This is a genomic window from Tabrizicola soli, from assembly GCF_015999335.1.
GTDB classification, from domain to species: Bacteria; Pseudomonadota; Alphaproteobacteria; order Rhodobacterales; family Rhodobacteraceae; genus Tabrizicola; species Tabrizicola soli.
The window spans coordinates 95,411-121,122 of the sequence record NZ_JAEACP010000016.1 but is presented as its reverse complement, the minus strand read 5'-3'; the positions used below and the strand labels follow the sequence as shown (position 1 = coordinate 121,122).

Sequence of the window (25,712 nt, the reverse complement as noted above, 5' to 3'; positions counted from 1 at the left end):
CGGCGTCAGCCGCTCCATCTGTTCGTCCGTAAGCCAGAAAAGGTTGCTCATCTTCACCCCCGTCAGTTCGGGAGCTTGAATCATGCAGGCCGGGTCGCCTCAAGCCAATCAATGGGTCCTGACCCTACGAGGTCATGGACCCACGCGGCGCCAAGGAAAGCGCCCGCCGCGCCAGCCTCTACAATCGGGCGATTTCCACCTTGGACAGATCAGTTCCGGACATCGACGTTTTGGCCGACATGATCGCCTGGAGCGAACGGCGGGGCAATGTGGCCCCGAATACCCCAGATACCATCATTTTGGTGAACGGCCTTGGCGGCAAGGGCCTGATGCGCCCGCCTATCGCGCCACTTGAACCCCAAACCTCCCACAAGGAAGAGGATGAGGCCCTTGCGGTGGATGCCGCCCGCGCCTCGATCCTCTACCCCGCAGACAAAAGGGCATCCTGATGCTGACCAAGCCTATCATCAGCGAGATGGATGCGGTTGTTCGGCACTTCGCATGGCGTGAACGGCATTCCTGTGCCCGCAAGAATCTTCTGGTGGTCGATGAGTTCCAGACCATGGAAGATGCGGTGAAGCGGGAACTGTTCCGCATCCACGAGACCTGCGGCTTTGCCCTTGTCCTTGGCGGCAATGCCGAGCGCATCGCCACCTCGGGCAAGAAAGACTCGGTCGCGCTTCAGCAGATCGAAAGCCGGATCGGTGCCCGTTTCTTCCTGCCCAACCTTGATCAGGGCGACTGCGAGCTGATCGCGAAGGCCTATGGCGTCAAGGATGAAGCCGCCCTCGGGGCCGCGCTCACCCTCGGCACCAAAGGCAATGCCCGCGAACTGGTCCAGACCCTGCAGATGGCCCGGCACGGTGCGCAAGGCGGGGCCGTGAGCCTCTCGAATATCCGTGAGGCTCTGGTTCTCGTCACCGGCAAGACGGATGCCCTCATCTCGACCGCGCCAAGCGCTGATTTCCGCTATCCAGAAAGAAGTTTACCATGGACGCTATTCGCACCGACAATTACGGCGGCATTCCCGAGCTTCTGGAAACCATGCACACCGGCATCAGTATGCTGGAAGCCTTTGGCACGATGATCGGCTACACGCTGACCTCCGGCGATGACAACAATCAGATCAGTTGGGACGCGGAAAGCATCATCCGCCAGCAGTGTCAGGATTTGCAGTTCATCCATACAGCGCTGAGGGTCCAATTCGACGCCATGCGCGAAGCGAAACTGAAAGTCCGCAATATCCACGAGGTCGCGCGGCAGGCCGGTGTTCCGGTCGAGGTTGCTGAAATCTGCGTGTTCGTTGCCACCGGCATTCAGGTGCGCGTCAACGGTAAGCTTCCTCCGTTCCAGAGCTAGCAATTTATGAGTGCGTGGCCTAGCCTACACGCCGATGCAGGATGCCGCCATGGAACAACCGTCCTTCGGCTATACCTACACCCTCAAGGGGCATCCCTTCGTTAAACCGCCCCGCTGGGAAGGCGGCAAGCGGTCGTGGATTTACGGCGTGACCTATGAACGCAAGCCGGTGCTGACCGGCATCGCCTCGGGTTTTCTGTTCAGCAATATCGTCGGGGCATGATCATGACCGGGACAACAGGCAAATACGGTCCTATCGAAGTCTTCCGCACTGGCACCTTCCAGCCCATGGGGGGCACGGCCCAGACCATCACCGAGGCGAGCCTTCGGCAGATCGCCGCAACTTATGACAGGGAGCTTGCGCAGGCCCCTGTCGTGATCGGCCACCCCGAGATTGACGCCCCCGCATTTGGCTGGGTGGAAAGCCTCTATGTCGAGGGCGGCATCCTCAAGGCCACGCTTCAGGACACGGTGGCGGAATTTGCCGAGGTGGTGCGCAACGGGCGTTACAAGCGCGTTTCCATCTCGCTGTTCCTGCCCAGCAGCAGCGCCAATCCGAAGCCCGGCACCTTCTATCTGAAGCATGTCGGCTTTCTGGGCGCGGCAGCACCTGCCGTGCCCGGCTTGAAGCCGGTCAAGTTCCACGGCGGCACGGGTGACAGCCTGATATTCAGCCAGGACAGGCCCGGTGCCGCCAGCTTCGCCCAGAATGACAAGCTGATGCGCCTGCGCCGTCAGGTCCGGGAACAGGAGGTTGAAAAGCTGATTGGAGAGGGCCGGGTTCTGCTGGTATTCAAGGATGAATGACGGCGAGACTGTCAGCTTTTCTGACGGCGGCGATGCCGTCACCCGCAAGGGCTGGTTCCAGTCCTACCTCGCCCGTCAGCCGCAGGTCGTCAACTTCGGGGAAATGGATCTTGGCCCCGATCCGATGGCCGGCCCGCCCATGCGGCCCGGCCACAATATTCCTGACGGCCACAAGGTGGACCGGAAGGGCGAGGCGACATTCTTCGCCGCCCGGAGGATCGCCCGTGAAAAAGGCATCAGCTTCGCCGATGCGGTTGACCAGGTGATTGAAGGGGGCGGGCGGTGAGCGGGATCAGCATCAGGATTAACCTCGACGGGGCAAGCGCCAACCTAGACGCGATCCTTCGGCACATGGCCGACATTCGGCCATTTTACAGATCAATCGGGAACCACATGGTCAAATCGGCCAGCGACAACTTCCACGCGGAGAGCGGCCCGGACGGAACGCCGTGGACGCCTCTGAAGCCTGCAACCATCCGGGCACACGCCAAGAATTTCCGGTCTGCCCTGTCTATCTTGCGGGATCGCGGTCTTCTTGCAGGGTCGATCAAGTTCGAAGTCGAGGCCGACAGGCTGAGGGTCGGAGCGGTGGCCCCCTACGCCGCAATTCATCAGCTGGGCGGCACGATCCAGAAGGCGGAAGCCAAACGCCGGGTGGCAGGACGACGCTTTGCGACACGCGACGAGCGCCCAGACGGCGCGGAAGTGCCGATCCGCGCCCATACGATCACCATCCCAGCCCGCCCGTTCCTCGGCCTTGGCTCCCGTGATCTGGACGTGATCACCGCAGATGCAGAAGACTGGCTGACCCGCTGAGCGGCCCTGAATGCTTGGATTCGGGATGGCTAAGGTGGTTCAACCATCCCAGTCGTCGGCTTTGATACCGATCCACCAGTGCGCTCACGACGACAACCACAGAATACGCCATTGCGTGCCCCCACGCAAATGTCAGGTGGATGTGGCCTGATGCGCGGTATCTGTCAGGAAAATGCTGGCTAGATGCTGCCTCCGTGCGGGCTGATCGCGCGCTTTCGACCTCCTTCTTTCACCACCGCTTCGGGCGAGATTCAGTAAGCCATTGGCAGCGATTCATTCTCAGAGATTTTCCACCGTTCCAAATGAAAGTCCCCCTCCAATGGACGGTGAAGAAGGGCAAGAGAATAGAGACCTCCCGCGCAGATCGGGTGCCAGTGACCTGACGTTCGATGCCGAAGGGCCGCATCCTCCCGGGACCTCCGGCCCGTAGGGCGGGACCAAGGAGCCGGATTGTCCGGCCTGAGGTCACCGGCCGCCAGGACCGGGGAACGCGTCGACTGTCCACAGACTTGATGCGCGGGCGCGGAGATACCTCCAGACAGGGAGCTGGATTTCGACGATGATATACTCCGCGTAAACCGGCGGAACCGGGAAGGGCAGAAGCCCGCCGCACAGCTCCGTAGGGGTCCTGAAGAACAACGAGCTCTACGTTGGCCGGTTGGTCTGGAACCGTCAGCGCTTCGTGAAGGATCCGGACAGCGGCAAACGGCAGGTCCGGATGAACCCTGCCTCCGAGTGGATCTCCGAAGAGGTGCCGCATCTGCGGATCATCGACGACGCCTTGTGGGCCCGGATGAAGCAGCACCAGGGCGCGATCCGGGAGGAGATCCTGACGGAGCGCGCTGAAGGCCCCAAGGCACCCAGGATCGAACGGGGTCATCGACCGCGCTACCTGCTGTCGGGGTCGCTGACCTGCGGCTGCTGTGGCTCGGCCTATATCCTGATCAGCGCAAGCCGGCTTGGCTGCGCGGTGGCGCGCAATTCCGGGACCTGCTCGAACCGGAAGACGATCAAACGGACGGATGTCGAGACCCGGGTTCTCTCGGGGTTGAAGGACCACCTTTTGCATCCCGATCTGATCCAGGAGTTCATCGCGGAGTTTCAGCGGGAGAGCCGGAAGGAGCGGCTGGCTTGCGGCCCTGTCAGACCAGATCCTCCGCGATCTCTCGCCGCGTCCGGCCACTGGTCAGTGCCAGCCGCACCGCTTCACGCCGAAACTCCGGCGTCGGCCGGTTCCCGTTTCCCAGAGAACACCTCCTGGTTCCTCAGTTGGTGCTCTCCACTTTTCCCGGGAAAGTCCAATCAGGCCAAGCGTCTCGCGCACCTTGGGGAAGTCGACGATACCGTTGATCTTGACAATGCGCCGGGCAATCCCCACCAGAATACGAAGCTTCGCGACAGCGCGCCTGGCATTGGTGATCCTGCAGGACATGCGCGCAGGTCTTGTGCCGTTGCGCCTGGCCCATGGAGATGTCCTTGCAGAAGAAGACCCGGTCCCAGGCACTCTCGACCTCGTCGAAATAGACCACTGTATCGGTCTCGTCGAACTTGCTGGACAGCGGAGTGTCGAATACGGAAACAGCCCCCGCTTCATGGACCGGCGAGAATAGAACTTCAGTCCTTTGCTGTTCACCGGAATGCAAGCCAAGCCTGGCGGCTGACTTGAGTGATCCTCCTATGGGTCGCAGAATTTTTGGAATACTGTATTATCGTGATCGAGATAGAAGAAGGCTATGGATCGATCCTCGGGTGGTCCCAAGGGGAAGGTGCGGCCCGGAGACCGCAAGCCGCCTACACGGGGATATTGTCGATCAGCCGGACCCCATCCAGCCAGGCCGCCGCCAGCATCCGGCGCGGGCGACGCGGGTCGTCCGAGGGCATCAGCGTCTCGGCGTCGCGCAATTCGATGTATTCCACCCGCTCGAAGCCCGCCTCGCGCATCGCCTCGGCCGCCTCGCGGATCGCCATGCGGTCGGCGTGGCCCGCGCGGATGTCCTCGGCCGCCCGGCTGATCGCCGCAAAAAGCACCGGCGCCTTCGCCCGCCCCGCCGCCGTCAGCCGCACGTTGCGCGAGGACATGGCCAGCCCGTCCGCCTCGCGGATCGTCTCGCAGCCCACCACCTCGACCGGGATGTTCAGGTCTCGCACCAGCCGCAGCACCACCTGCAACTGCTGCCAGTCCTTCTGGCCGAAATAGCCCCGATCGGCGAGCGTCATTCCGAACAGTTTCGTCACCACCGTCGCCACGCCGTCGAAATGGCCGGGGCGCATGTGGCCCTCCAGCGGCTGCGCCACGCCTTGCATCGTCACGTTGGTGATGAATCCTTCGGGATAGACCTCCTCCACCGGCGGGGCGAAGATCGCGTCTACCGGGATCGCTCCCAGAAGCTCGGCATCCGCCTCCAGGGTGCGGGGATATTTCTTCAGGTCGTCCGGGTTGTTGAACTGCCTGGGGTTCACGAAGACCGTGGTGACCACCCGGTCACATTCCGCCCGCGCCCGACGCGCCAGCGACAGGTGGCCGTCATGCAGCGCCCCCATCGTCGGCACCACGCCGATCACTTCGCCCGCCGCCCGCCAGCCCCGCGCCACGGCCCGCAGGTCGGCCACCGTCTTCAGGATCATTTCTTCACCGGCACCGCATCGGGGAAAGAGTGTTCGGCCGCCGGGAAGGCACGCGTGCGCACCTCGGCGGCATAGGCGGCGATGGCCTCGTCCGCAGCGCGGCCCAGCTCGGCAAAGCGCTTGACGAACTTGGGCCGGAATTCGGTAAAGAGGCCCAGCATGTCATCCACCACCAGCACCTGCCCGTCGCAATGCACCCCCGCACCGATGCCGATGGTCGGGATCGAGAGCGCCTCGGTGATCCGCCCCGCCAGCCCCTCGGGCACCTTCTCCAGTACGACCGAGAAGGCCCCCGCCGCCTCGACCGCCTTCGCATCCGCCATCACCCTCGCGGCCTCGTCCTCGCGGCCCACCACCTTGTAGCCGCCCAGCGTGTTCACCGCCTGCGGTGTCAGGCCGACATGCGCCATCACCGGCACGCCCCGCGCGGTCAGGAAGGCAATCGTCTCGGCCATGTGGGCGCCGCCCTCCAGCTTCACCGCCGGGGCGCCGGTCTCGGCCATCAGGCGGCTCGCGTTGCGGAACGCCTGCTGCGGACCCTCCTCATAGGACCCGAAGGGCATGTCGATCACCGGCATCGCCTTCTGCGCCCCCCGCACCACCGCGCGGCCGTGCAGGATCATCATTTCCAGCGTCACCCCCAGCGTGGAGGGCAGGCCGTGGATCACCATTCCCACCGAGTCGCCCACCAGAACCACGTCGCAATGCGCATCGACCAGTCGTGCGACCGGGGTTGAATAGGCCGTCAGCACCACCAGCGGCACGCCGCCCTTGCGGGACCGGATATCGGGGGGAAGCACGGGCCGGACCGGGGAAGTCGCGCTCATCTTGGGCCTCGCAGGCGGGTTCGCTCTCCGGCCATATGGGCACAAGCGGAAAGCCACCGCAACAGATTTGCGCCGCAGCGCAGCACCGCCGAAACCGCCGCCACGGGCTTGACCGCGCCGGGCCGGTTGCCCTGAATGGAACCAAAGGAGAGACCAATGACCCTGTTCCAGCGCGTCAACCGCATCGGCACCGTGCCCGAAACCACCCGTCCCGCGCCCGAGAAGGTGATGTCCGGAGATCCGGTCCATTCGACCTGGAGTCTGGAGGAAACCGATGGCCTTTACTGCGGCCTCTGGCAGTCTACCCCCGGCAAATGGCGGGTCAGCTACACCGAGTGGGAATATTTCCACATCCTCAGCGGCTATTCGATCCTGACCGGGGCCGACGGGACCGTCACCCAGCTGCATGCGGGCGACAGCCTGATCATCCGCCCCGGCTTCGAGGGCACATGGGAGGTCGTGGAGACCACCCTGAAGGACTACGTCATCCGTTCCTAGAGCTGTCCGAGGTCCCGGCCGTCACCACCGCCTCGGCGGGGGCGGGGCGGGGGCACTCGTCGGGTTCGATCCCGCGGCGCTGGCAGGCGGCAAGGCGCTTTTTCTCGGCCTTTTCGGCGGCGGCGAGGTCCTTTTCCTCCTGCCTGGCGATCCTTGCCAGGTCCTCTTCCTTCTTCGCCAGGTTCTCGGGCGTTTCGGGGACGACGCGGCCGTATGCGTCGGTCATCTGCGGGCCTTCGATGGCCAGGCTCTCCGCCTCGGTCCGCACCTTCACCCGGGCGCCATGCGGCACCTTGCCGTAAAGGTCGAGAATGTCCTGGTTGAACAGGCGGATGCAGCCCGCGCTGGTCGCATGTCCGACCGAGGCCGCGTCCGAGGTGCCGTGGATGCGGAACATCGTGTCGCGCCCGCCGCGATAGAGATATAGCGCCCGCGCGCCCAAGGGATTCATCAGCCCGCCCGGCAGGCCGCCGGCATAGGCCGCATAAAGGTCGGGCCGGGTGCGCACCATGTTCCTGGTCGGCTGCCACGAGGGCCATTCCGCCTTGCGCCCGACCACCCCGGTGCCGCGGAAGGACAGACCCTCACGCCCGACCGCGATCGGATAGCGCGTAGCCGTCCCGCCCTCGCCCACCAGATAGAGCTTGCGCGAATAGGTATCGACCACCACGGTTCCCGGAGCCTCGCTCCCGCTATAGGCCACCTCCTCGCGGCGGTTGCCGTCGTAGAGGTATTTCGCCGGAACCGGCTCGATGAAGAACTCACCGTCCTGGACGCCCTCGTAGCCGGGCACGACGGGCGGTTCCTTGGAGGTGGGGGCACCGGCGCAAGCGGCCAGCAAAGGCAAGGCGAGGATCGCGAGGATCCGGGCGAGGTGGGGTTTCACTTTGCAGACTCGAGGTTGTGGCAGCTTCAGGCCACCTTGCGCCACGGGGACAGGCATCCGTCAAGCCTAAAAGCGCAGGTTTTCCTTATTCTTCGGGGTTGCGGCCGTCACGACGCCGGAACGGGAACCGAGTCTGGGTCGGCCGCGTTCCCGACGGTTCACCATGGGCCGGAACGGTCCTGCCAAGCGACTCACCCGGCCCGGCCGCAAGGCCCCGGCCTACAGGATGCCAGGCGGTCCCGGCCCGGAAGCTTCGCGGCCAGCGGCCCCGCCATCGTCGACCCTTGTCCCTGCATGTGTCCTTGTGACCTTTCGCGCAAGCGCGATTTCGGCCCTTGCGGGGGCGGTTTGCGACCCCATCTAAGGCGGGTGAACATGGCAGAGAGGTAGGAAATGCGCTGTCCGGTCGACAACGAGACTCTGGTGATGGCCGACCGTGGCGGGGTCGAGATCGACTACTGCCCGAAATGCCGCGGCGTCTGGCTGGACCGGGGCGAGCTGGACAAGATCATCGAGCGTTCGGCGGCGGCCTCGGCCCCTGCGCCTGCTCCGGTGGCCCCGCCCCCGCCGCCGCAACAGGCCGCGCCGGTCTACCAGCCCGAACCCCGTGGACAGTATCGCGAGGATGACCGGCGCCGCTACAGGGACGATGACGACAACGATCACCGCCCCGGCTACCGGAAGAAGCGGCGCGAGAGCTTCCTGTCCGACCTGTTCGACTTCTGACCGGACGGACCGGGCGACCGGGACCGGCGAAAGGCAACTAACCCCTTTCGCCGCCTCGGGGCTTGGTCTACCACTCCGACATGACCTGGAACATTCCGAACAGTCTTACCGTTCTTCGCCTGCTGGCAGCGCCGGGCGTGGCGGTGATGTTCCTGTATTTCCACCGCCCCTGGGCCGACTGGTTCGCGCTGGCGCTTTTCGTCGGCGCGGCGCTGACGGACTGGTTCGACGGCTACCTCGCCCGGCTCTGGAAGCAGGAATCGAAGTTCGGCGCGCTGATGGATCCGATCGCCGACAAGGCGATGGTGGTGATCGCGATCATGGTGATCACCGGCTACAACGGGATGAATCCCTGGCTGATCCTGCCCGCGACGGTCATCCTCTTCCGCGAGGTCTTCGTCTCGGGCCTGCGTGAGTTCATGGGGGCGAAGTCCGGGCTGCTGAAGGTGACGAGGCTGGCCAAGTGGAAGACCACGGCGCAGATGCTGGCGATCGCGGTGCTGTTCCTGGGCACGGGGCTGGAATATCTGAACGGCGTCGCGATGCAGGGCATGACCCCCGAGCAGTATGTCGAGGCCGTGATCGCCGGCACCGCCGACCCGATCCGGGCTTGCGGCAGCCGGGACTGCGCCTCATATGCCAATCTGGCGGGGATCGCGCTTCTGTGGCTGGCGGCCTTGCTGACGGCGGTGACGGGCTGGGAATACTTCGCCAAGTCGCTGCCCTATCTGCGGGACGTGAAATGATCGACGTTCTTTATTTCGCCTGGGTGCGCGAGCGCATCGGCCTGCCGCGCGAGCGGGTCGAGACCGGGGCCGCGACGGTCGCCGGGCTGGTCAAGGAGCTTTGCGCGCGGGAGGAACGCTATGCGGCGGCCTTCGCCGACATCTCGGCCCTGCGGGTGGCGTTGGATCAGGAGCTGGCCGATTTCGATGCGCCTCTCGCCGGGGTGCGGGAGGTTGCCTTCTTCCCGCCGATGACCGGGGGCTGAGATGCGCGTTTCCGTCCAGTCCGAGCCGTTCGACCTGGGAGCCGAGGTCGCATCCTTCACCGCCGGGGCAGCGGGGGCGGGGGCGGTGGTCAGCTTCACCGGCATCGTGCGGCCGGACGGCGGGCTGACGGGCATGGAGATCGAGCACTACCCCGGCATGACCGGGAAGGCGATCCAGGCGATCCTGGCCCAGGCGGTGGACCGCTGGAAGCTGGTGGACGGTCTGGTGATCCACCGGCACGGGCGGCTGGCCCCGGGGGAGACGATCATGATGGTCGCGACGGCCGCGCCGCACCGGGGGGATGCCTTCGCGGCGGCGGAGTTCCTGATGGACTACCTGAAATCCCGCGCCCCGTTCTGGAAGAAGGAGAGCCGGGACGGGGGGGAGAGCTGGGTGGCGGCGAAGGACTCGGATGAGGACGCGCTGAAGCGGTGGTAGCGCCACGCGTGGATACGTCTGCCGGTCCAATGATTTCAAGTCCTTGGCTGCGGGCATTAAGGGTTTCTTAGAAAATTGCGGCGGCCTGTGCGGCAGGCGGGGTGCCCGCCCCAAGTTCTCCTGACCTTCGTGGAGGGGTGAATCGAACCCGCCAGAGAAAGGTGCCGGGTAACGGGGGCACCGTCACCGGCCCATGAGTCAGGCAATGCGCGCGGCATGCAGGTTGCCGGTCTCTGGAGCGGTTTCCCGGGTGGGTATCGGGTTCCGCCTTTACCGGGCGATCGGTCCATGCCGCGTTCAGGATTTGCCGGACCCGGACGCAAAGCGGCTGCGCCAGGCGGGTTGCAGGTCGCCTTGCATCGGCTCGGCCAGAAAGACCGCCCTTGCGATGGCGCGGGCAAGGCAGGTGGCGGCGGCGTGGCCAAGCTGGAACATATCCGTCACGGGGTCGGACAGCGCCCGTGCGCCGGTCGAGACGCCGAACACCAGATCGCCGTCCAGCGGCGTGTGCGCGGGCGCCAGCGCGCGGGCCATGCCGTCATGGGCGGCGGTGGCGAGGCGGTGTGCCTGTGCCTTGCCCAGGTCGGCATCGGTGGCGACGATGGCGATGGTCGTGGCCTCACCCAGGCGCTTGCGGGGCAGGGGGGCCTCGTGCGCGACCATCGGCGCGGGACCCAGGCCGCCGAATTCCTCGCCTTCTTCCCACGGGGCGGCCCAGAAATGGGCGGTCTCGCCCACCGTCGCCTGACCCAGCGCGTTGACCGCGACCAGCGCGCCGACCGTGATCCCCGAGGGCAGCACGCAGGAGGCCGAGCCGAGGCCGCCCTTCAGATTGCCGGTCATCGCGGCATGGCCTGCGCCTGCGGCGCCAAGCGCGAAGTCGCATCCGGCACCCTCCAGCGCGGCGCGGCCGAGCGCGGGATAGGGGCTGTCGCCCCATTCCTTGTCGCCGCCGTTCAGGAGATCGAAGAGGATCGCCCCCGGCACGATCGGCACGCGAACCGGGCCGACGGGGAAGCCCCGCCCCTGGGCGCGGAGGCCCGCCATGATCCCGGTCCCGGCATCGAGCCCGAAGGCCGAGCCGCCGGAGAGGAAGAGCGCGTCCACCTCCTGCACCAGCCGGTCGGGGGCGAGAAGGTCGGTCTCGCGCGTACCGGGCGCGCCGCCCATGACATGGACGGCGGCAATGAAGGGCAGGTCGGCGGTCAGGACGGTGACGCCGGAGCGCAGGGCGGCGTCCTGGGCGTTGCCGACGCGAAGGCCGGGAACATCGGTGATCAGGTTCTTCGGACCGGGGCGCATCGGGCAAGTCTAGCCGAGGTGCAGGGGCGCGGGAAGGCCAAGCCGTCGCGCGCGGTGCGGGCGGCTGCAGGGTGGGGCGTGGCGCAGATTCTTTCTCGACCGAAGATCGGGGAAGGGTGGATCCGGTTTGGTGCGCTGTAGCGCACCCTACGACGACGAGTCAGCCTTTCGCCGAGAAGTAGTCGGCGATTGTCCTCGCCATCGCTTCGGAGATCCCGTCCACGGCCTGGAGGTCGGCCACTCCGGCCCGGGCCACGGCCTTGGCGCTGCCGAAATGTTGCAGGAGGGCGCGTTTCCTCATGGCGCCGATGCCGGGAATGTCGTCGAGCGGCGTCAGGCTGACGGCCTTCGCCCGTTTGGCGCGATGGGCGCCGATGGCCCAGCGGTGGGCCTCGTCGCGCAGGCGCTGGATGAAGTAGAGGACGGGGTCGTTCCTCTGCAGGGCGAAGGGGCGTTCGCCGGGGCGGTGGAATTCCTCCTTGCCCGCGTCGCGGTCGATGCCCTTGGCCACGCCGACCATGGCGATGTCGTCTACGCCCAGTTCCGCCATGATCCCGGCCACGGCCGAGACCTGCCCGGCGCCGCCGTCGATCAAGAGGAGGTCGGGCCACATGTCGGTCTTGCGCTCGGGGTCCTCCTTCAGCAGGCGCTCGAAGCGGCGGGTCAGGACTTCCTTCATCATGCCGAAGTCGTCGGAGTTGGCCCCGGCCTCCGACCGGATGTTGAACTTGCGGTATTGAGATTTCAGGAAGCCCTCGGCCCCGGCGACGATCATGCCGCCGACGGCGTGCGCTCCCTGGATGTGGGAGTTGTCATAGACCTCGATCCGCTGCGGCGGGCCGTCGAGGTCGAAGGCTTCGGCAAGGCCCATGAGGAGCTTGTTCTGCGTGGTCGACTCGGCCATCCGGCGGGCCAGGCTTTCGCGGGCGTTCCTGACCGCATTCTCCACCAGCTCGGCTTTCTCGCCACGCTGGGGCACGGCAAGCTCCACCTTGCGGCCTGCGCGTGCGGCAAGGGCCTGTGCCACCAGGTCGGGGTTGTCGACGGGGTGCGACAGCAGGATCAGCCGGGGCGGCTCCTTGTCGTCGTAGAATTGGGTGAGGAAGGCTTCCAGGATCTCGGGCGCCTCGGCCCCGGCGCCGGTCTTGGGGTAGAAGTCGCGGTTGCCCCAGCTTTGATTGGCGCGGATGAAGAAGACCTGCACGCAGGCCTGGCCGTGTTCGAGGTGGAGCGCCACGACATCGGCCTCGGTCACGCCCTGCGGGTTGATGCCCTGGCTCTGCTGGATCTGCGTCAGCGCCTTGATCCGGTCGCGCAGCGCGGCGGCGCGCTCGAACTCCATCGCTTCCGAGGCGGCGGCCATGTCGCGGGCGAGGTCGGCCTGGACCGAGGTGGTCTTGCCCTCGAGGAACCGCTTGGCGTCGTCGACGAGGGCGGCGTAGTCCTCGGCGGTGATCTTGCCGACGCAGGGGGCCGAGCAGCGCTTGATCTGGTATTGCAGGCAGGGGCGGGTGCGGCTGTCGAAGATCGAGTCGGAGCAGTTGCGGAGGAGGAAGACCTTCTGCAGCTGGTTCAGCGTGCGGTTCACCGCGCCGGCGCTGGCGAAGGGGCCGAAGTAGGCGCCCTTCTCGGACTTCTTGCCCCGGTGTTTCTTCAACTGGGGGAAAGGGTGTTCAGCCGAGATCAGGATGTTCGGGAACGACTTGTCGTCGCGCAGGAGCACGTTGTAGCGCGGCTTCAGCTGCTTGATCAGGTTCTGTTCCAGAAGCAGCGCCTCGAGTTCCGTTCGCGTGGTCAGGAACATCATTGACGCCGTTTCGTGGATCATCCGGGCGATCCGGCCGGAATGTCCCGTAGGGCGAGCGTAATTGGACACGCGCGCCTTCAGGTTGCGCGCCTTGCCGACGTAAAGCACCTCGGAGGCGGTGTTCAGCATCCGGTAGACGCCCGGCGAGCCGTCGAGCGTCTTGAGGTAATCCTGGATCACCTCATGTCCGGTGCGGGGTTTTTCGTCGGTCATCTGGCGGCGTCGATTCTAGGGGAAGGGCTGCACTGAACGGGGGGTGGTGGCAAGAGCAAAGCTGTCCACGGAATCTGGGGATAACTCTGCGGAGAAGATTTCGGGAGCGGCGAATTTCCCTTGTTTTCGGCTGGTTTCGTGAGGTTGCCTGTTTTTTAGGCAGATTTTTAACCATTTGAAAAGAAAGGGAAAATATTTCAGGTCGGACGCAAATCCCTGATATATCAGGCGAATTGTAACCGGACTGTGAAGGCGCGGCCGCAAGTGGACAAGTTGCCGCAAGGACATTCCGGAAGGGCTATTCCACGCCCAGAACATCGGGGGTCTTCCAGCCGAGATGCTGGCCTCCGTCCACGGCGATGAACTGGCCGGTGACACCGGGGCTGTCGAGGAAGAATCCCAGCGCGGCTGTGATGTCGGCGGGGTTCGCGCCGCGCCCCAGAACCGTCGCGGCGCGCTGGCGGGCGAAATGGCCGTCGCTTTGCCGGGAGCCTTGCAGGGTGGGGCCGGGGCCGATGGCGTTGACGCGGATATGGGGGGCAAGGCCCTGCGCGGCGGTCTGGGTCAGGGCCCAGAGGCCCATCTTGGCGATGGTGTAGGTGCTGAACTCGGGCGTCAGCTTCAGGACGCGCTGGTCGATCATGTTGACGATCAGGCCAAGGGGCAGGGGCTCTCCGGCCGCGTCGGTGCTGGCGGGGGGACACTGGCGGGCGAAGGCCTGCGTCAGGACATAGGGCGCGCGCAGGTTCGATTCGATGTGGCGGTCCCAGCCCTCGCGGGTAGAGGTCTCGATCCGGTCGTATTCGAAGATCGAGGCGTTGTTGACCAGCACGGTGAGCGGGCCGAGCGCCTGTGTCGCGGCGGGGATCAGGGCCCGGACCTGCGCCTCGTCCAGAAGGTCGGCCCGGAAGGTCCGGGCGCGGCGGCCCATGGCACGGATCTCGGCCACGACGGCCTCGGCCTCGTCGGTGGAGGAGGCGTAATGGACCGCAACGTCATGGCCGCGCCCCGCGAGGTAGAGCGCCATCGCCCGGCCCAGCCGCTTGCCCGCCCCGGTGACCAGCGCCGTCATTTCGCGCGGCCCCCGCAGTCGCAGCCGCCGCGCCCGATCAGGTAGCGCCCGCATTTGCCGCAGCGCGGGGCGCCCTTGCGCTTGCGCAGCACGGGCGGCAGGGCCGAGGGGAACAGCACCCGGCCGACGATTGCGACCAGGAACATGGCAAGCATGAAAAGAAGGATGATCTTCAACAGCATCTAGAGACCGTAACGCGCCCAGAGCGCCCTGTCCTCGACCGCGCCGAGGGTTTCGTCGATCAGCGACATGCCGAGGCGCTGGAACAGGCTGCGCTTGCGGCCGAGGGGCAGGAGCTTCACCTTGTCGCCGTAAAGCTGCTTCAGCCGGGGGACCATATGCGAAACCCCGTCGGCCAGGCCAAGGTCCACCGCCTGCTGGCCCACCCAGATGTCGGCGTTGAAGAGGTCGGCGGTTTCGCTGAGCCGGGTGCCGCGTGAATGTTTCACATGGTCGATGAAGGCCTGGTGGATCGGGCCCTGCAGGGCCTTCAGCCGCTCCACATCCTCGGCCTTCTGCGGCAGGAACGGGTCGGCAAAGCTTTTCGAGCGGCCGGCGGTGACGACGCGGCGCTCGACGCCCTGTTTCGCCATCAGCTCGGGGAAGCCGAAGGAGGCGAAGATCACCCCGATCGAGCCGACAAGGCTGCTGGGATCGACATGGATGTCATCCGCCGCGCAGGCAAGCCAGTAGCCGCCCGAAGCCGCCACGTCCTCGACGAAGGCGTGGACGGGAATCTTCTTCTCGTCCGCCAGCCGCCGGATGCGGGCGGCGATCAGAGAGGATTGCACCGCCGAGCCGCCGGGGGAATTGACCTGAAGCGCCACCGCCACCGGCTTTGCGCGGAAGGCCTTTTCGATCAGCGGGGCCAACGCCTCGTCGCTGATGGAGCGGGTGCCGGTGCCGATGGTGCCGGCCAGGCGGATCACCGGGACGAAGGCGGGTTTCGGCAGGAAGGGGATGAAGCGGCGCATGAGGCCAGAGGTAAGCCCTATGGGGCTTGCGGGCAAGGGCGGGGAGGGGCAGGGTCGTGGCATGATCGAAAAGCTGGAAATGTTCATCGCGCTGGCGAAAGAGCGGCATTTCGGCCGCGCGGCCGAAGCCTGCGGCGTGACGCAGCCCTCCTTGTCCTCGGCGATCCGGCAGCTGGAGGATCAGCTGGGCGTGCAGCTGGTGTTCCGGGGCAGCCGGTTCCAGGGCCTGACCCCGGAAGGGCAGCGCGTGCTGGACCGGGCGCTGGGCATCGTCGGCGACGTGCGGGCGCTGAAGGACGAGATGCGGGTGGTGCGCACCGGCCTGTCGGGAAACCTGCGGATCGGGGTGATCCCGACCGCCTTGCCGATGGTCGCCGACCTGACCGGGCCTTTCACCAAGAAGCATCCGAATGTGCGGGTCTCGATCCTGTCGCGGACCAGCATCGAGATCCTGACCGGGATCGAGGCCCTGGACCTGGAGGCCGGGATCACCTACCTCGACAACGAGCCGCTGGGCCGGGTGTCGCAGGTGCCGCTGTACACCGAGTTCTACCGCCTGCTGATCGCGCCGGGATCGGAGCTTGCCTCGCGCCGGCATGTCACCTGGAACGAGCTGTCCTCGGTGCCGCTTTGCCTGCTGACGTCCGACATGCAGAACCGGCGGATCGTGAACCAGCACCTGGGCGAGGCGGGGGTGGATGCGGTGCCGATGATCGAATCGAACTCGACCATGGCGCTGATGGCGCATGTACTGACCGGGCGCTGGGCCTCGATCGTGCCGAAGAAGCTGGCGGACATGTTCGTGGCGGACGGGCGGCTGCATTCGATCCCGATCGTCGAGCCGGAAGCCGAGCACACGGTCGGCCTGATCGCGGCCCGGCGCGACCCGCAGACGCCGGTGTTGCAGGCGCTGGTGGACGAGGCGATCCGGCTGTTTCGATAGGCATCTCCTATCAATTGACGATATATCGACATTGATTATCCTATCGACGGGCGTATACCGCTGCATGCTAGCAAGAGGTCGCCCGCATGCTCGATTCCCATCCCCATTCCGACCGGATCGCCGAAATCCTCGAGGCCCATCGCGGGCTTGAGGGGCCGCTGCTGCCGATCCTCCATGCCATCCAGGAAGCCTTCGGCCATGTGCCGGAAGCTGCCGTTCCGCAGATCGCCAAGGCCCTGACCATGTCGAAGGCCGAGGTGCATGGCGTGATCAGCTTCTACCACGATTTCCGCAAGGCCCCCGCCGGGCGGCATGTGCTGAAGCTGTGCCGGGCCGAGGCCTGCCAGACCATGGGCGCGGATGCGGTGGCCGAGCAGATCAAGAAGGCGCTGGGGATCGACTGGCACGAGACGACGCCGGACGGACGCGTCACGCTGGAGCCGGTGTTCTGCCTGGGCCTCTGCGCCTGCGGGCCTTCGGCGATGGTGGACGGGCGGCTGGTCGGCCGCTGCGACGAGTCGGTGCTGGCGGAGGTGGCGAAATGAAGATCTACGTTCCCCTGGATTCGGCGGCGGTCGCGCTGGGCGCGGACAAGGTCGCGGCGGCGATCACGGATGAAGCGGCGCGCCGCGGCGTGACGGTTGAGGTGGTGCGCAACGGCAGCCGCGGGATGGTCTGGCTGGAGCCGCTGGTCGAGGTGGTTTCCGCCGAGGGCCGCCTGGGCTTTGGTCCGATGGCGGTGGCCGATGTGGCCGGGCTGTTCGGCGATCTCGCCTCGCATCCCAAGGCGGTGGGGCTGGTCGAGGAATTGCCCTGGATGAAGGGCCAGACGCGGCTGACCTTTGCCCGCGTCGGCGTGATCGACCCCCTGTCGCTGGACGACTACCGCGCGCATGGCGGCCTGGTGGGGCTGGAGCGGGCGGTGAAGATGGCCGCGCCCGAGATCGTGGCGGAAGTGACCGAGTCCGGCCTGCGCGGCCGGGGCGGCGCGGGCTTCCCCACGGGGATCAAGTGGAAGACCGTCTCGGAGGCGGTGGCGGACCAGAAATACATCGTCTGCAACGCCGACGAGGGCGACAGCGCCACCTTCGCCGACCGGATGCTGATGGAAGGCGATCCCTTCACCCTGATCGAGGGCATGGCGATCGCCGGGCTCGCCACCGGGGCGACCAAGGGCTACGTCTACATCCGCAGCGAATATCCGGTGGCGATCCGGGTGATGGAAGCCGCCGTGCGCATCGCGCGCGAGGCGGGCGTGCTGGGCCCGCGCTTCGACATGGAGATCCGCGTCGGCGCCGGGGCCTATGTCTGCGGCGAGGAAACCTCGCTCCTGAACTCGCTGGAAGGCAAGCGCGGCGTGGTGCGGGCCAAGCCGCCGCTGCCGGCGCTGCAGGGCTTCCTGGGCCGGCCGACCGTGGTCAACAACGTGATCTCGCTGGCCTCGGTGCCGGTGATCATGGCCAGGGGGGCGGCCTACTACAAGGACTTCGGCCTTGGCCGGTCGCGCGGCACGATCCCGCTGCAGATCGCAGGGAACGTGCGCTTCGGTGGCCTCTACGAGGTGGCCTTCGGCCTGACCCTCGGCCAGATCGTGAACGAGATCGGCGGCGGCACCGCCTCGGGCCGCCCGGTGAAGGCGGTGCAGGTCGGCGGGCCGCTGGGGGCATGGTTCCCGGTCTCGCTCTTCGACACGCCCTTCGGCTATGAGGAATTCGGCGCGAAGGACGGGCTCATCGGTCACGCCGGCCTGACGGTGGCTGACGACACCATCGACATGCTGCAGATGGCCCGCTTCGCGATGGAATTCTGCGCGATCGAGAGCTGCGGCAAGTGCACGCCCTGCCGCATCGGCTCGATCCGCGGGGTCGAGACGCTGGACCGGCTGGCGCGCGGCGATACGAGCGCGATTCCGCTGATCACCGACTTGTGCAACACCATGAAGCTGGGCTCGCTTTGCGCCCTTGGCGGATTCACCCCATATCCGGTGATGAGCGCCCTCACCCATTTCCCCGATGACTTCGTCCGCGCGAAGGAGGCTGCCGAATGAAAGACTTCATCATCCCCGACCGTGACTTCGGCACCCCGGCCGCGAAGTCGAAGAAACTGGTCACGCTGAACATCGACGGCTACGACGTGACCGTGCCGGAAGGCACCAGCATCATGCGCGCGGCGGCCGAACTGGGCATCTCGGTGCCCAAGCTCTGCGCCACCGACAGCATGGACGCCTTCGGCTCCTGCCGCCTGTGTCTGGTCGAGATCGAGGGGCGGAACGGCACGCCCGCCTCGTGCACGACGCCGGTCATGCCGGGGATCAAGGTGCACACCCAGTCGCCGAACGTGCAGCAGATCCGCCGCGGCGTGATGGAGCTCTACGCCTCGGACCATCCGGTGCCGGGCCTGACCGATGCCGCGAACGGCGACAGCCAGCTGCAGACCATGGCCGCCCGCGTCGGCCTGCGCGAGATCCGCTATCAGCCGGTCGCCGACCATGTGCGCCAGTATGGCGCGGATGGCACCGCCAACCCGGACTGGCGCCCGGTCGACGAGAGCAACCCCTACTTCACCTTCGACAGCTCGAAATGCATCGTCTGCTCGCTTTGCGTGCGGGCCTGCGAGGATGTGCAGGGCACCTTCGCCCTGACCATCGAGGGCCGGGGCTTCGACAGCCGGGTCAGCGCCGGGGTGTCGGAGGACAACTTCCTGTCGTCTGACTGCGTGTCCTGCGGCGCTTGCGTGCAGGTTTGCCCGACCGGCAGCCTGCAGGAGAAATCCATCGCCGAGATGGGCCTGCCTGACCGTTCGGTCATCACCACCTGCGCCTATTGCGGCGTCGGTTGCTCGTTCAAGGCCGAAATGCGCGGCGACGAACTGGTGCGGATGACGCCCTACAAGCACGGCAAGGCCAACCGGGGCCATTCCTGCGTCAAGGGCCGCTTCGCCTATGGCTATGCCACGCACCAGGACCGCATCCTGAACCCGATGATCCGCGACGCGATCACCGACCCGTGGAAAGAGGTCTCCTGGGCCGAGGCGATGGAATTCGCCGCGGCGAAGATGAAGGGGCTCCAGGCCAAGTACGGCCGGAACTCGGTCGGCGTGATCACCTCCAGCCGCTGCACGAACGAGGAGACCTATCTCGTCCAGAAGCTGACCCGCGCGGTGTTCATGAACAACAACACCGACACCTGCGCCCGCGTCTGCCATTCGCCTACCGGCTATGGCCTGGGCCAGACCTTCGGCACCTCGGCCGGCACGCAGGACTTCGACTCGGTCGAGGACTCGGACGTGATCATGGTGATCGGCGCCAACCCCTCGGCGGCGCACCCGGTCTTTGCCAGCCGGATGAAGAAGCGGCTGCGCAAGGGCGCGAAGCTGATCGTCGTCGATCCGCGCCGGACAGAAACCGTGGAAGGCCCGCACTACAAGGCCGACCATCACCTGGCCCTCACGCCGGGGACGAACGTGGCGGTGGTCTCGGCGCTGGCGCATGTCATCGTGACCGAGAAGCTCTACGATGAGGAGTTCATCCGCACCCGCTGCGACTGGGACGAATTCCAAGACTACATGGAGTTCATCGCCGATCCCAAGCACTCGCCCGAGGCGCTGGAACTGGTGACGGGCGTGCCGGCCGCGGAAGTGCGTGGCGCGGCGCGGCTCTATGCCACCGGCGGCAATGCGGCGATCTACTACGGCCTCGGTGTGACCGAGCACAGCCAGGGCTCGACCACGGTGATCGGCATCGCCAACCTCGCCATGCTGACCGGCAACATCGGTCGGCAGGGCGTGGGCGTGAACCCGCTGCGCGGCCAGAACAACGTGCAGGGCTCCTGCGACATGGGGTCCTTCCCGCATGAACTGCCGGGCTACCGCCATGTGAAGAACCCGGAAGTGCGTGCGATCTATGAAAAGGCCTGGGGCGTCACCATCGACCCCGAGCCCGGCCTGCGCATCCCGAACATGCTGGACGCCGCCGTCGAGGGCACGTTCAAGGGCCTTTATTGCCAGGGCGAGGACATCCTGCAATCCGACCCCGACACCCATCATGTCGCGGCGGGCCTGGCGGCGATGGAATGCGTGATCGTCCACGACCTGTTCCTGAACGAGACCGCGAACTATGCGCATGTGTTCTTCCCCGGCTCGACCTTCCTGGAGAAGGACGGCACCTTCACCAACGCCGAGCGCCGAATCAACATGGTCCGCCAGGTGATGGCGCCGAAGCAGGGCTACGCCGACTGGGAAGTCACCCAGATGTTCGCCAACGCCATGGGCGCGAACTGGAGTTACACCCATCCGTCGCAGATCATGGACGAGATCGCGATGACCACGCCCTCCTTTGCCGGCGTGACCTACGAGAAGCTGGAGACGCTGGGCTCCGTCCAGTGGCCCTGCAACGAGAAGGCGCCGGAAGGCACGCCGATGATGCATATCGACGGCTTCGTCCGCGGCAAGGGCAAGTTCATCCGCACCGAATATGTGGCGACGGATGAAAAGGCCGGGCCGCGCTTCCCGCTCTTGCTGACCACGGGCCGGATTCTCAGCCAGTACAACGTGGGCGCGCAGACGCGGCGGACGGCGAACGTCGTCTGGCACGACCAGGACCTGCTGGAGATCAACCCGCATGACGCCGAGAACCGGGGCATCCGGGAAGGCGACTGGGTGCGGCTGGCCAGCCGGGCGGGGGAAACCACGCTGCGGGCGACGATCACCGACCGGGTGGCGGCGGGGGTGGTCTACACCACCTTCCACCACCCCGACACCCAGGCCAACGTCATCACCACCGATTTCTCGGACTGGGCGACGAACTGCCCGGAATACAAGGTGACGGCGGTGCAGGTCTCGCCCTCCAACGGCCCGTCCGAGTGGCAGGAGGAATATGCCGCGCAGGCGGCCCTGTCGCGACGGATCCTGGCGGCGGAATGAAGGGCGCGCGGGCCACGCCCCGGCTGGTGTTCGGCCCCTCGGTGACGCCGGGGGACCGGATCCTGCCCGAGGAAGTGGCCGTCGCGCTGTCGTTCAACGGCACCACGCAGGCGGTGATGATGGCGACCCCTTCGGACCTGGAGGACTTCGGCTATGGCTTCGCCGTGACCGAGGGGATTGCAGGCCCGGAGGAGGTGCTGTCGGTCGAGGTCGAGACGGTTCCCCGGGGCCGCGACGTGCAGGTCTGGCTGAAACCCGAGGCCGAGGCGCGGCTGGCCGCCCGGCGGCGGGTGATGGCGGGGCCGGTCGGTTGCGGGCTCTGCGGGATCGACAGCATCGACCAGGCGCTGCGCGAGGTTCCGGTGGTGGGGCCTTCGGCGTTCCGGATGACGCCTTCGCAGGTCCGGGAAGCCGTGGCGGCGCTTCCGGGCGAGCAGCGGCTGCATGACGCGACGCGCGCCGTGCATGGCGCGGCGTTCTGGAACGGGCGGTTGCTCTTGGCCCGGGAAGACGTGGGCCGGCACAATGCGCTGGACAAGCTGGTGGGCGGGATGGTCCGGCAGGGAACCCGGCCGGAGGGTGCGGTGGTGCTGACCTCTCGCGTGTCGACGGACATGGTGCAGAAGGTGGCGATGCTGGGCGCGCCCATGATCATTGCGGTCTCGGCCCCGACGGCCGAGGCGGTGGAACTGGCCGAGCGGGCGGGGATCACCCTGGTCGCCCTGGCGAGGGGGGACCGATTCGAGGTCTTCTCGCATACGGATCGCTTGATGACGGAGGGGGCCGATGTCGGCTGACAAGATTGTGCGGATGGCCAACCAGATTGCGCTGTTCATGGAGACGAAGCCCCATGCCGAGGGGGTCGCGGGCCTAGCGGGCCATATCAACGACTTCTGGGAGCCCCGGATGCGGCGCGAGTTCTTCACGCTGGTCGACGCCGGCGGGGCGGGGTTCCGGCCCCTGGTGCTGGAAGCGGCCCCGTCGATCCGGCGGCCGGTCGCCGAGCCCGCGTCCTGATCGGGGCGCCGGAATTCTGAAGGAGAATTCCGGTCCGGAAATCGTTCGATTTCCGGGGGTCGCGCGTTGGCCAGGCGGGAGTCCTTTGCACTGATCGACGCCGTCTGGCCCCGTCGGTCCCCGGCGCGGTCACTCTTTCAGCACGCCTTCCAGATGTGCGCCGTAGCTCGACTTGCCGAAGACCTGCGCCCGCTCGGCCAGCCCGGCGCGGTCGATCCAGCCTTGGTGGAAGGCCACCTCGTCCGGCGAGCCGACCTGCATCCCTTGCCGGTCTTGCAGCGTGCGTACGAAGTTTCCGGCATCGAGAAGGCTGCCCGGAGTGCCGGTATCGAGCCAGGCAAAGCCGCGGCCCATGCGCTCGACCTGCAGGCTGCCCTCGGCGCGGTAGTGTTCTAGGAGGTCGACGATCTCCAGTTCTCCGCGCGGCGAGGGCGTGATCCTTGCGGCGAGATCGGGGGCGCGGCCGTCGAGGAAGTAGAGCCCGGTGATGGCGAAGCTGGAGGGCGGGTCCCGCGGCTTTTCCACGATCCGGGTGACACGGCCTTGGGCATCGAAGGCGGCGACGCCGTAGCGTTCGGGGTCGGCGACGTGGTAGCCGAAGACGGTGCCACCGGAGGGTTGCAAGTTGGCACGGTGCAGGATCTCGGGCAGGCCATGGCCGAAGAAGATGTTGTCGCCCAGGACCATGGCCGAAGGCGCTCCGGCAAGGAAATCGCGGGACAGCAGGTAGGCTTGCGCCAGGCCCTCGGGGCGCTCCTGGATGATCCAGGTGAAGCTGAGGCCCCATTGGCTGCCGTCGCCCAGGAGGCGCTGGAACTGCGGCTGGTCCTCGGGCGTGGTGATGATCGCGATCTCGCGGATGCCGGAGAGCATCAGGACCGAGATCGGGTAATAGACCATCGGCTTGTCGTAGATCGGCAGGAGTTGCTTCGAGGTGCCCAGCGTGATCGGCCAGAGCCGGGAGCCGGTGCCTCCGGCGAGGAGGATGCCCTTGCGGGTCATGGATGAAGCTCCTTCACGATGGTGGCGAGGCCCGGCCGCCAGTCGGGGCGCGGGATGCCGAATGCCGTGGTAAATGCGCTGCAATCAAGGCGGGAATTCAGCGGGCGTCGGGCCGGAGTGGGGTAATCGCTGGTCGGGATGCCGTCGATCCGGCAGGGAAACCCGGCCTCGGCCATGATGGCGCGGGCGAAACCGGCCCAGCTGGTGTCGGGTCGGCCGGAGAAATGGTGGGTGCCGCCCGGCGCGCCGCGGGTCAGGGCCCGGGCGGCGGCGACCAGGGCCTGCGCGACGGCGGCGGCGGGGGTGGGGCCGCCGATCTGGTCGGCGACGACCGCGAGGCTGTCGCGCTCGGCCCCGAGGCGCAGCATGGTCTTGACGAAATTCGCGCCGTGGGCCGAGACGACCCAGGAGGTGCGCAGGATCAGGTGGTTGCCGCCTGCGGCGCGGATGCCCTGCTCGCCGGCCAGTTTCGACCGGCCATAGGCGTTCAGCGGCGCGGCGGGGTGGTCCGGCGCGAAGGGCCGGTCGCCCGATCCGTCGAAGACATAGTCGGTGGAGATGTGGAGGAAGGGGAGGCCCCGCGCGGCGGCAGCGCGGGCCATTGCGGTGGGCGCGTCGCCGTTGACCAAGGTGGCGGCGGCCTCCTCGGTCTCGGCCTTGTCCACGGCGGTCCAGGCGGCGGCGTTGATCACGGCATGCGCGTCGGTGGCCGCGATGGCGGCGGCGCAGGCGGCGGGGTTCGTCAGATCGGCGTCCTCGCGGCCAAGGAAGGTGGCGTCCGGCGCGATCCGGGCAAGCTCGCGGGCGACCTGGCCGGTCTTGCCGAAGACGAGCAGTTTCATGCCTTCCCCAACCGTTCGCCCACGCCCTTCCGGTCGAGCAGCGGGCGCCACCAGGCTTCGTTGTCGAGATACCAGCGCACGGTGCGGCGCAGGCCCTCTTCCACGGTGACCGAGGGCCTCCAGCCGAGTTCCTCGCGGAGGCGGGTCGGGTCGATGGCATAGCGGGCGTCGTGGCCGGGGCGGTCGGCGACGAAGGTGATCTGGTCGGCGTAGGGGGTGGCCTTTGGGGCCATCTCGTCGAGGAGCGCGCAGATGGTGCGCACGAGGTCGATGTTGCGGCGTTCGTTCTCGCCGCCGATGTTGTAGCTGCGGCCCGGTGCGCCCTTTTCCAGGACGAGGAGGAGGGCGTCGGCGTGGTCCTCGACATAGAGCCAGTCGCGGATGTTCTCGCCGGTGCCGTAGACCGGGATGGGCTTGGCGTGAAGGGCGTTCAGGATGGTGACGGGGATCAGCTTTTCGGGGAAATGGTAGGGGCCGTAGTTGTTGGAGCAGTTGGTGAGGACGGTCGGAAGCCCATAGGTTTCGGCCCAGGCGCGGATCAGGTGGTCGGAGGCGGCTTTCGACGCGGAATAGGGCGAGCGGGGGTCGTAGGGGGTGTGTTCGGTGAACTGGCCGGTGGGGCCGAGGGAGCCGAAGACCTCGTCGGTGGAGATGTGGTGGAAGCGGAAGCTTGCGGGTTTGCCGTGGCGGGTCCAGTGGGTGCGGGCGGCTTCGAGGAGGTTGAAGGTGCCGGTGATGTTGGTTTCGATGAAATCCGCCGGCCCGTCGATGGAGCGGTCGACATGGCTTTCGGCGGCGAGGTGCATCACGGCGTCGGGGTTGTGGGTGGCGAAGATGCGGTCCAGCGCGGCGCGGTCGCGGATGTCGGCCTTCTCGAAGCTGTAGAGGTTGGAGTGGGCGACGGAGGCGACGTTGGCCCCGTTCGCGGCATAGGTCATGGCGTCGAGGTTGACGACCTCGTGGCCCCGGGCCACGGCCAGACGGACGACGGCGGAACCGATGAAGCCGCAGCCTCCGGTGACGAGAAGTCTCATTTCGCCTCCCAACGGAAGGGCTGGCCGATCCCGGCCAGCAGGGGGGCGCTTGCGTCCTTGTCCGAGAGGATCGGCGCGGAGGTGCCCCAGTCGATGCCGAGGGCGGGATCGTCCCAACGGACGGCGCCGTCATGCTCCGGGCTGTAAAGGTCGGTGCATTTGTACTGCACCTCGGTGTCGTCGGCCAGGGTCAGGAAGCCATGCAGGAAGCCCTTGGGGACAAGGAGTTGCCGCCCGTTCCCGGGGGTCAGTTCGACGGCGACATGGCGACCGAAGGCGGGCGATCCGGTGCGGATGTCGACTGCGACGTCAAGGATCGCGCCGCGGGTGCAGCGCACCAGCTTGTCCTGCGCGCGGGGAGGCGACTGGTAGTGCAGGCCCCGCAGGGTGCCTTTCGCGGCGGAGAAGGAGTGGTTGTCCTGCACCCAGGGCAGGTCGAGGCCGGCATCGGCCATGCGGGCGGCGTTCCAGCTTTCGGTGAACCAGCCGCGCGCGTCGCCGAAGCGGCGGGGGGTGAGGACCAGGACCTCGGGCAGGGCGGTGGGTTCGATCTGCATCGGAAACTCGTATCGGCTCCGGGCAGGGTTGCGTCGAATGGCTGCGAATTGCAAG

General features: G+C 66.8%; 30 protein-coding genes and 2 pseudogenes. 19 read left to right on the top strand and 13 right to left on the bottom strand.

Going from position 1 to position 25,712, the window contains the following annotated elements:
• The first annotated feature begins 134 nt into the window (after positions 1 to 134).
• The 8 genes and pseudogenes from I7S92_RS15750 to I7S92_RS23515 form a co-directional block, all read left to right on the top strand.
• Positions 135 to 449: a hypothetical protein gene (locus tag I7S92_RS15750; RefSeq protein ID WP_197646076.1), complete on the top strand. Its 315-nt coding sequence runs from the start codon at positions 135 to 137 to the stop codon at positions 447 to 449.
• Positions 449 to 1,087, top strand: a complete 639-nt coding sequence (locus I7S92_RS15745; protein WP_197646074.1) for a hypothetical protein — start codon at positions 449 to 451, stop codon at positions 1,085 to 1,087. The genes I7S92_RS15750 and I7S92_RS15745 overlap by 1 nt, the downstream gene beginning before the upstream one ends.
• Complete coding sequence (locus tag I7S92_RS15740; protein ID WP_197646072.1) at positions 1,045 to 1,359, top strand: hypothetical protein; 315 nt, start codon at positions 1,045 to 1,047, stop codon at positions 1,357 to 1,359. Before I7S92_RS15745 ends, I7S92_RS15740 begins: the two co-directional genes overlap by 43 nt.
• 49 nt (positions 1,360 to 1,408) lie before the next feature.
• Positions 1,409 to 1,582, top strand: coding sequence for a hypothetical protein (locus I7S92_RS15735; RefSeq protein ID WP_197646070.1), 174 nt, complete (start codon positions 1,409 to 1,411; stop codon positions 1,580 to 1,582).
• A complete protein-coding gene (locus I7S92_RS15730; protein WP_197646068.1) occupies positions 1,579 to 2,166 on the top strand; it encodes a hypothetical protein in 588 nt (195 codons plus the stop codon). The genes I7S92_RS15735 and I7S92_RS15730 overlap by 4 nt, the downstream gene beginning before the upstream one ends.
• Complete coding sequence (locus tag I7S92_RS15725) at positions 2,159 to 2,452, top strand: hypothetical protein (protein ID WP_197646066.1); 294 nt, start codon at positions 2,159 to 2,161, stop codon at positions 2,450 to 2,452. Before I7S92_RS15730 ends, I7S92_RS15725 begins: the two co-directional genes overlap by 8 nt.
• Positions 2,449 to 2,982, top strand: a complete 534-nt coding sequence (locus I7S92_RS15720) for a phage virion morphogenesis protein (RefSeq protein WP_197646064.1) — start codon at positions 2,449 to 2,451, stop codon at positions 2,980 to 2,982. The genes I7S92_RS15725 and I7S92_RS15720 overlap by 4 nt, the downstream gene beginning before the upstream one ends.
• A 622-nt stretch (positions 2,983 to 3,604) precedes the next feature.
• Positions 3,605 to 4,021 (top strand): annotated as a pseudogene (locus I7S92_RS23515) (recombinase family protein); the annotation flags it as partial.
• 147 nt (positions 4,022 to 4,168) lie between these two features.
• On the opposite strand, the gene I7S92_RS15710 reads toward I7S92_RS23515, so the two are convergent.
• The 3 genes from I7S92_RS15710 to panB all read right to left on the bottom strand — a co-directional run bounded on the left by I7S92_RS15710 (position 4,169) and on the right by panB (position 6,434).
• On the bottom strand, positions 4,169 to 4,414 hold the full coding sequence (locus tag I7S92_RS15710) for a 4-hydroxyphenylacetate 3-hydroxylase C-terminal domain-containing protein (protein WP_197646062.1): 246 nt from the start codon (positions 4,412 to 4,414) through the stop codon (positions 4,169 to 4,171).
• 359 nt (positions 4,415 to 4,773) lie between these two features.
• On the bottom strand, positions 4,774 to 5,607 hold the full coding sequence (gene panC / locus I7S92_RS15705; protein WP_197646060.1) for a pantoate--beta-alanine ligase: 834 nt from the start codon (positions 5,605 to 5,607) through the stop codon (positions 4,774 to 4,776).
• Entirely contained in the window at positions 5,604 to 6,434 is an 831-nt protein-coding gene (gene panB, locus I7S92_RS15700) for a 3-methyl-2-oxobutanoate hydroxymethyltransferase (protein WP_197646058.1), read from the bottom strand. The genes panC and panB overlap by 4 nt, the downstream gene beginning before the upstream one ends.
• 156 nt (positions 6,435 to 6,590) lie before the next feature.
• Between panB and I7S92_RS15695 the strand changes: the two genes are divergently transcribed.
• A complete protein-coding gene (locus I7S92_RS15695; protein WP_197646056.1) occupies positions 6,591 to 6,932 on the top strand; it encodes a cupin domain-containing protein in 342 nt (113 codons plus the stop codon).
• A 157-nt stretch (positions 6,933 to 7,089) separates the two neighbouring features.
• Here I7S92_RS15695 and I7S92_RS15690 read toward each other — a convergent pair.
• Positions 7,090 to 7,818 (bottom strand): annotated as a pseudogene (locus tag I7S92_RS15690) (L,D-transpeptidase); the annotation flags it as partial.
• A gap of 393 nt (positions 7,819 to 8,211) precedes the next feature.
• Here I7S92_RS15690 and I7S92_RS15685 point away from each other — a divergent pair.
• The 4 genes from I7S92_RS15685 to I7S92_RS15670 all read left to right on the top strand — a co-directional run bounded on the left by I7S92_RS15685 (position 8,212) and on the right by I7S92_RS15670 (position 9,974).
• Complete coding sequence (locus tag I7S92_RS15685; protein ID WP_197646052.1) at positions 8,212 to 8,544, top strand: TFIIB-type zinc ribbon-containing protein; 333 nt, start codon at positions 8,212 to 8,214, stop codon at positions 8,542 to 8,544.
• An 80-nt stretch (positions 8,545 to 8,624) separates the two neighbouring features.
• Positions 8,625 to 9,290, top strand: a complete 666-nt coding sequence (gene pgsA / locus I7S92_RS15680; RefSeq protein WP_197646050.1) for a CDP-diacylglycerol--glycerol-3-phosphate 3-phosphatidyltransferase — start codon at positions 8,625 to 8,627, stop codon at positions 9,288 to 9,290.
• A complete protein-coding gene (gene moaD / locus I7S92_RS15675) occupies positions 9,287 to 9,535 on the top strand; it encodes a molybdopterin converting factor subunit 1 (RefSeq protein ID WP_197646048.1) in 249 nt (82 codons plus the stop codon). The genes pgsA and moaD overlap by 4 nt, the downstream gene beginning before the upstream one ends.
• Position 9,536: 1 nt before the next feature.
• A complete protein-coding gene (locus I7S92_RS15670; RefSeq protein ID WP_197646046.1) occupies positions 9,537 to 9,974 on the top strand; it encodes a molybdenum cofactor biosynthesis protein MoaE in 438 nt (145 codons plus the stop codon).
• A 297-nt stretch (positions 9,975 to 10,271) separates the two neighbouring features.
• On the opposite strand, the gene I7S92_RS15665 is transcribed toward I7S92_RS15670, so the two are convergent.
• The 5 genes from I7S92_RS15665 to I7S92_RS15645 all read right to left on the bottom strand — a co-directional run bounded on the left by I7S92_RS15665 (position 10,272) and on the right by I7S92_RS15645 (position 15,342).
• A complete protein-coding gene (locus I7S92_RS15665) occupies positions 10,272 to 11,276 on the bottom strand; it encodes a P1 family peptidase (protein ID WP_197646044.1) in 1,005 nt (334 codons plus the stop codon).
• Positions 11,277 to 11,436: 160 nt separating this feature from the next.
• The gene (gene uvrC, locus I7S92_RS15660; RefSeq protein ID WP_197646042.1) at positions 11,437 to 13,296 is read right to left on the bottom strand and encodes an excinuclease ABC subunit UvrC; all 1,860 of its coding nucleotides are present in this window, start codon (positions 13,294 to 13,296) and stop codon (positions 11,437 to 11,439) included.
• A gap of 298 nt (positions 13,297 to 13,594) precedes the next feature.
• Entirely contained in the window at positions 13,595 to 14,368 is a 774-nt protein-coding gene (locus I7S92_RS15655) for an SDR family oxidoreductase (protein WP_197646040.1), read from the bottom strand.
• Positions 14,365 to 14,550 (bottom strand): hypothetical protein, encoded by a 186-nt coding sequence (locus tag I7S92_RS15650; protein WP_197646038.1) that lies wholly within the window; start codon positions 14,548 to 14,550, stop codon positions 14,365 to 14,367. The genes I7S92_RS15655 and I7S92_RS15650 overlap by 4 nt, the downstream gene beginning before the upstream one ends.
• Complete coding sequence (locus tag I7S92_RS15645) at positions 14,551 to 15,342, bottom strand: S49 family peptidase (RefSeq protein ID WP_197646036.1); 792 nt, start codon at positions 15,340 to 15,342, stop codon at positions 14,551 to 14,553.
• 61 nt (positions 15,343 to 15,403) lie between these two features.
• On the opposite strand from I7S92_RS15645, the gene I7S92_RS15640 reads away from it, so the two are divergent.
• The 6 genes from I7S92_RS15640 to I7S92_RS15615 all read left to right on the top strand — a co-directional run bounded on the left by I7S92_RS15640 (position 15,404) and on the right by I7S92_RS15615 (position 22,222).
• Entirely contained in the window at positions 15,404 to 16,285 is an 882-nt protein-coding gene (locus I7S92_RS15640) for a LysR family transcriptional regulator (RefSeq protein WP_197646034.1), read from the top strand.
• Between the two features lie 86 nt (positions 16,286 to 16,371).
• Positions 16,372 to 16,830 carry a formate dehydrogenase subunit gamma gene (locus I7S92_RS15635; RefSeq protein WP_197646032.1) on the top strand — a complete coding sequence of 153 codons (459 nt, stop codon included), beginning with the start codon at positions 16,372 to 16,374 and terminating at the stop codon, positions 16,828 to 16,830.
• Positions 16,827 to 18,332 carry a formate dehydrogenase beta subunit gene (locus I7S92_RS15630; RefSeq protein ID WP_197646030.1) on the top strand — a complete coding sequence of 502 codons (1,506 nt, stop codon included), beginning with the start codon at positions 16,827 to 16,829 and terminating at the stop codon, positions 18,330 to 18,332. Before I7S92_RS15635 ends, I7S92_RS15630 begins: the two co-directional genes overlap by 4 nt.
• Positions 18,329 to 21,205 (top strand): formate dehydrogenase subunit alpha, encoded by a 2,877-nt coding sequence (fdhF, locus tag I7S92_RS15625; RefSeq protein ID WP_197646028.1) that lies wholly within the window; start codon positions 18,329 to 18,331, stop codon positions 21,203 to 21,205. Before I7S92_RS15630 ends, fdhF begins: the two co-directional genes overlap by 4 nt.
• Complete coding sequence (gene fdhD / locus I7S92_RS15620; protein ID WP_197646026.1) at positions 21,202 to 22,002, top strand: formate dehydrogenase accessory sulfurtransferase FdhD; 801 nt, start codon at positions 21,202 to 21,204, stop codon at positions 22,000 to 22,002. The genes fdhF and fdhD overlap by 4 nt, the downstream gene beginning before the upstream one ends.
• The gene (locus I7S92_RS15615; protein ID WP_197646024.1) at positions 21,992 to 22,222 is read left to right on the top strand and encodes a formate dehydrogenase subunit delta; all 231 of its coding nucleotides are present in this window, start codon (positions 21,992 to 21,994) and stop codon (positions 22,220 to 22,222) included. Before fdhD ends, I7S92_RS15615 begins: the two co-directional genes overlap by 11 nt.
• A 129-nt stretch (positions 22,223 to 22,351) precedes the next feature.
• Here I7S92_RS15615 and rfbA read toward each other — a convergent pair whose 3' ends face one another.
• Genes rfbA through rfbC form a run of 4 tightly spaced genes read right to left on the bottom strand, consistent with a single transcriptional unit; the run spans position 22,352 to position 25,657 of the window.
• Complete coding sequence (gene rfbA / locus I7S92_RS15610; RefSeq protein ID WP_197646022.1) at positions 22,352 to 23,224, bottom strand: glucose-1-phosphate thymidylyltransferase RfbA; 873 nt, start codon at positions 23,222 to 23,224, stop codon at positions 22,352 to 22,354.
• The gene (gene rfbD / locus I7S92_RS15605; RefSeq protein ID WP_197646020.1) at positions 23,221 to 24,066 is read right to left on the bottom strand and encodes a dTDP-4-dehydrorhamnose reductase; all 846 of its coding nucleotides are present in this window, start codon (positions 24,064 to 24,066) and stop codon (positions 23,221 to 23,223) included. The genes rfbA and rfbD overlap by 4 nt, the downstream gene beginning before the upstream one ends.
• On the bottom strand, positions 24,063 to 25,100 hold the full coding sequence (gene rfbB / locus I7S92_RS15600) for a dTDP-glucose 4,6-dehydratase (protein WP_197646018.1): 1,038 nt from the start codon (positions 25,098 to 25,100) through the stop codon (positions 24,063 to 24,065). The genes rfbD and rfbB overlap by 4 nt, the downstream gene beginning before the upstream one ends.
• A complete protein-coding gene (gene rfbC / locus I7S92_RS15595; RefSeq protein WP_197646016.1) occupies positions 25,097 to 25,657 on the bottom strand; it encodes a dTDP-4-dehydrorhamnose 3,5-epimerase in 561 nt (186 codons plus the stop codon). Before rfbC ends, rfbB begins: the two co-directional genes overlap by 4 nt.
• Positions 25,658 to 25,712 lie beyond the last annotated feature (55 nt).

What these genes read in the sequence shown, in the direction of transcription:
- I7S92_RS15735 (WP_197646070.1), top strand. Translation starts at nt 1,409, where the DNA reads ATGGAACAACCGTCCTTCGGCTATACCTACACCCTCAAGGGGCATCCC.
- panC (WP_197646060.1), bottom strand. Translation starts at nt 5,607, where the DNA reads ATGATCCTGAAGACGGTGGCCGACCTGCGGGCCGTGGCGCGGGGCTGG.
- I7S92_RS15670 (WP_197646046.1), top strand. Translation starts at nt 9,537, where the DNA reads ATGCGCGTTTCCGTCCAGTCCGAGCCGTTCGACCTGGGAGCCGAGGTC.
- I7S92_RS15695 (WP_197646056.1), top strand. Translation starts at nt 6,591, where the DNA reads ATGACCCTGTTCCAGCGCGTCAACCGCATCGGCACCGTGCCCGAAACC.
- fdhD (WP_197646026.1), top strand. Translation starts at nt 21,202, where the DNA reads ATGAAGGGCGCGCGGGCCACGCCCCGGCTGGTGTTCGGCCCCTCGGTG.
- pgsA (WP_197646050.1), top strand. Translation starts at nt 8,625, where the DNA reads ATGACCTGGAACATTCCGAACAGTCTTACCGTTCTTCGCCTGCTGGCA.
- moaD (WP_197646048.1), top strand. Translation starts at nt 9,287, where the DNA reads ATGATCGACGTTCTTTATTTCGCCTGGGTGCGCGAGCGCATCGGCCTG.
- I7S92_RS15655 (WP_197646040.1), bottom strand. Translation starts at nt 14,368, where the DNA reads ATGACGGCGCTGGTCACCGGGGCGGGCAAGCGGCTGGGCCGGGCGATG.
- rfbC (WP_197646016.1), bottom strand. Translation starts at nt 25,657, where the DNA reads ATGCAGATCGAACCCACCGCCCTGCCCGAGGTCCTGGTCCTCACCCCC.
- I7S92_RS15615 (WP_197646024.1), top strand. Translation starts at nt 21,992, where the DNA reads ATGTCGGCTGACAAGATTGTGCGGATGGCCAACCAGATTGCGCTGTTC.
- fdhF (WP_197646028.1), top strand. Translation starts at nt 18,329, where the DNA reads ATGAAAGACTTCATCATCCCCGACCGTGACTTCGGCACCCCGGCCGCG.
- I7S92_RS15740 (WP_197646072.1), top strand. Translation starts at nt 1,045, where the DNA reads ATGCACACCGGCATCAGTATGCTGGAAGCCTTTGGCACGATGATCGGC.
- I7S92_RS15645 (WP_197646036.1), bottom strand. Translation starts at nt 15,342, where the DNA reads ATGCGCCGCTTCATCCCCTTCCTGCCGAAACCCGCCTTCGTCCCGGTG.
- I7S92_RS15745 (WP_197646074.1), top strand. Translation starts at nt 449, where the DNA reads ATGCTGACCAAGCCTATCATCAGCGAGATGGATGCGGTTGTTCGGCAC.
- panB (WP_197646058.1), bottom strand. Translation starts at nt 6,434, where the DNA reads ATGAGCGCGACTTCCCCGGTCCGGCCCGTGCTTCCCCCCGATATCCGG.
- I7S92_RS15650 (WP_197646038.1), bottom strand. Translation starts at nt 14,550, where the DNA reads ATGCTGTTGAAGATCATCCTTCTTTTCATGCTTGCCATGTTCCTGGTC.
- uvrC (WP_197646042.1), bottom strand. Translation starts at nt 13,296, where the DNA reads ATGACCGACGAAAAACCCCGCACCGGACATGAGGTGATCCAGGATTAC.
- rfbD (WP_197646020.1), bottom strand. Translation starts at nt 24,066, where the DNA reads ATGAAACTGCTCGTCTTCGGCAAGACCGGCCAGGTCGCCCGCGAGCTT.
- I7S92_RS15630 (WP_197646030.1), top strand. Translation starts at nt 16,827, where the DNA reads ATGAAGATCTACGTTCCCCTGGATTCGGCGGCGGTCGCGCTGGGCGCG.
- I7S92_RS15730 (WP_197646068.1), top strand. Translation starts at nt 1,579, where the DNA reads ATGATCATGACCGGGACAACAGGCAAATACGGTCCTATCGAAGTCTTC.
- rfbA (WP_197646022.1), bottom strand. Translation starts at nt 23,224, where the DNA reads ATGACCCGCAAGGGCATCCTCCTCGCCGGAGGCACCGGCTCCCGGCTC.
- I7S92_RS15640 (WP_197646034.1), top strand. Translation starts at nt 15,404, where the DNA reads ATGATCGAAAAGCTGGAAATGTTCATCGCGCTGGCGAAAGAGCGGCAT.
- I7S92_RS15685 (WP_197646052.1), top strand. Translation starts at nt 8,212, where the DNA reads ATGCGCTGTCCGGTCGACAACGAGACTCTGGTGATGGCCGACCGTGGC.
- rfbB (WP_197646018.1), bottom strand. Translation starts at nt 25,100, where the DNA reads ATGAGACTTCTCGTCACCGGAGGCTGCGGCTTCATCGGTTCCGCCGTC.
- I7S92_RS15750 (WP_197646076.1), top strand. Translation starts at nt 135, where the DNA reads ATGGACCCACGCGGCGCCAAGGAAAGCGCCCGCCGCGCCAGCCTCTAC.
- I7S92_RS15710 (WP_197646062.1), bottom strand. Translation starts at nt 4,414, where the DNA reads ATGTCCTGCAGGATCACCAATGCCAGGCGCGCTGTCGCGAAGCTTCGT.
- I7S92_RS15635 (WP_197646032.1), top strand. Translation starts at nt 16,372, where the DNA reads ATGCTCGATTCCCATCCCCATTCCGACCGGATCGCCGAAATCCTCGAG.
- I7S92_RS15725 (WP_197646066.1), top strand. Translation starts at nt 2,159, where the DNA reads ATGAATGACGGCGAGACTGTCAGCTTTTCTGACGGCGGCGATGCCGTC.
- I7S92_RS15665 (WP_197646044.1), bottom strand. Translation starts at nt 11,276, where the DNA reads ATGCGCCCCGGTCCGAAGAACCTGATCACCGATGTTCCCGGCCTTCGC.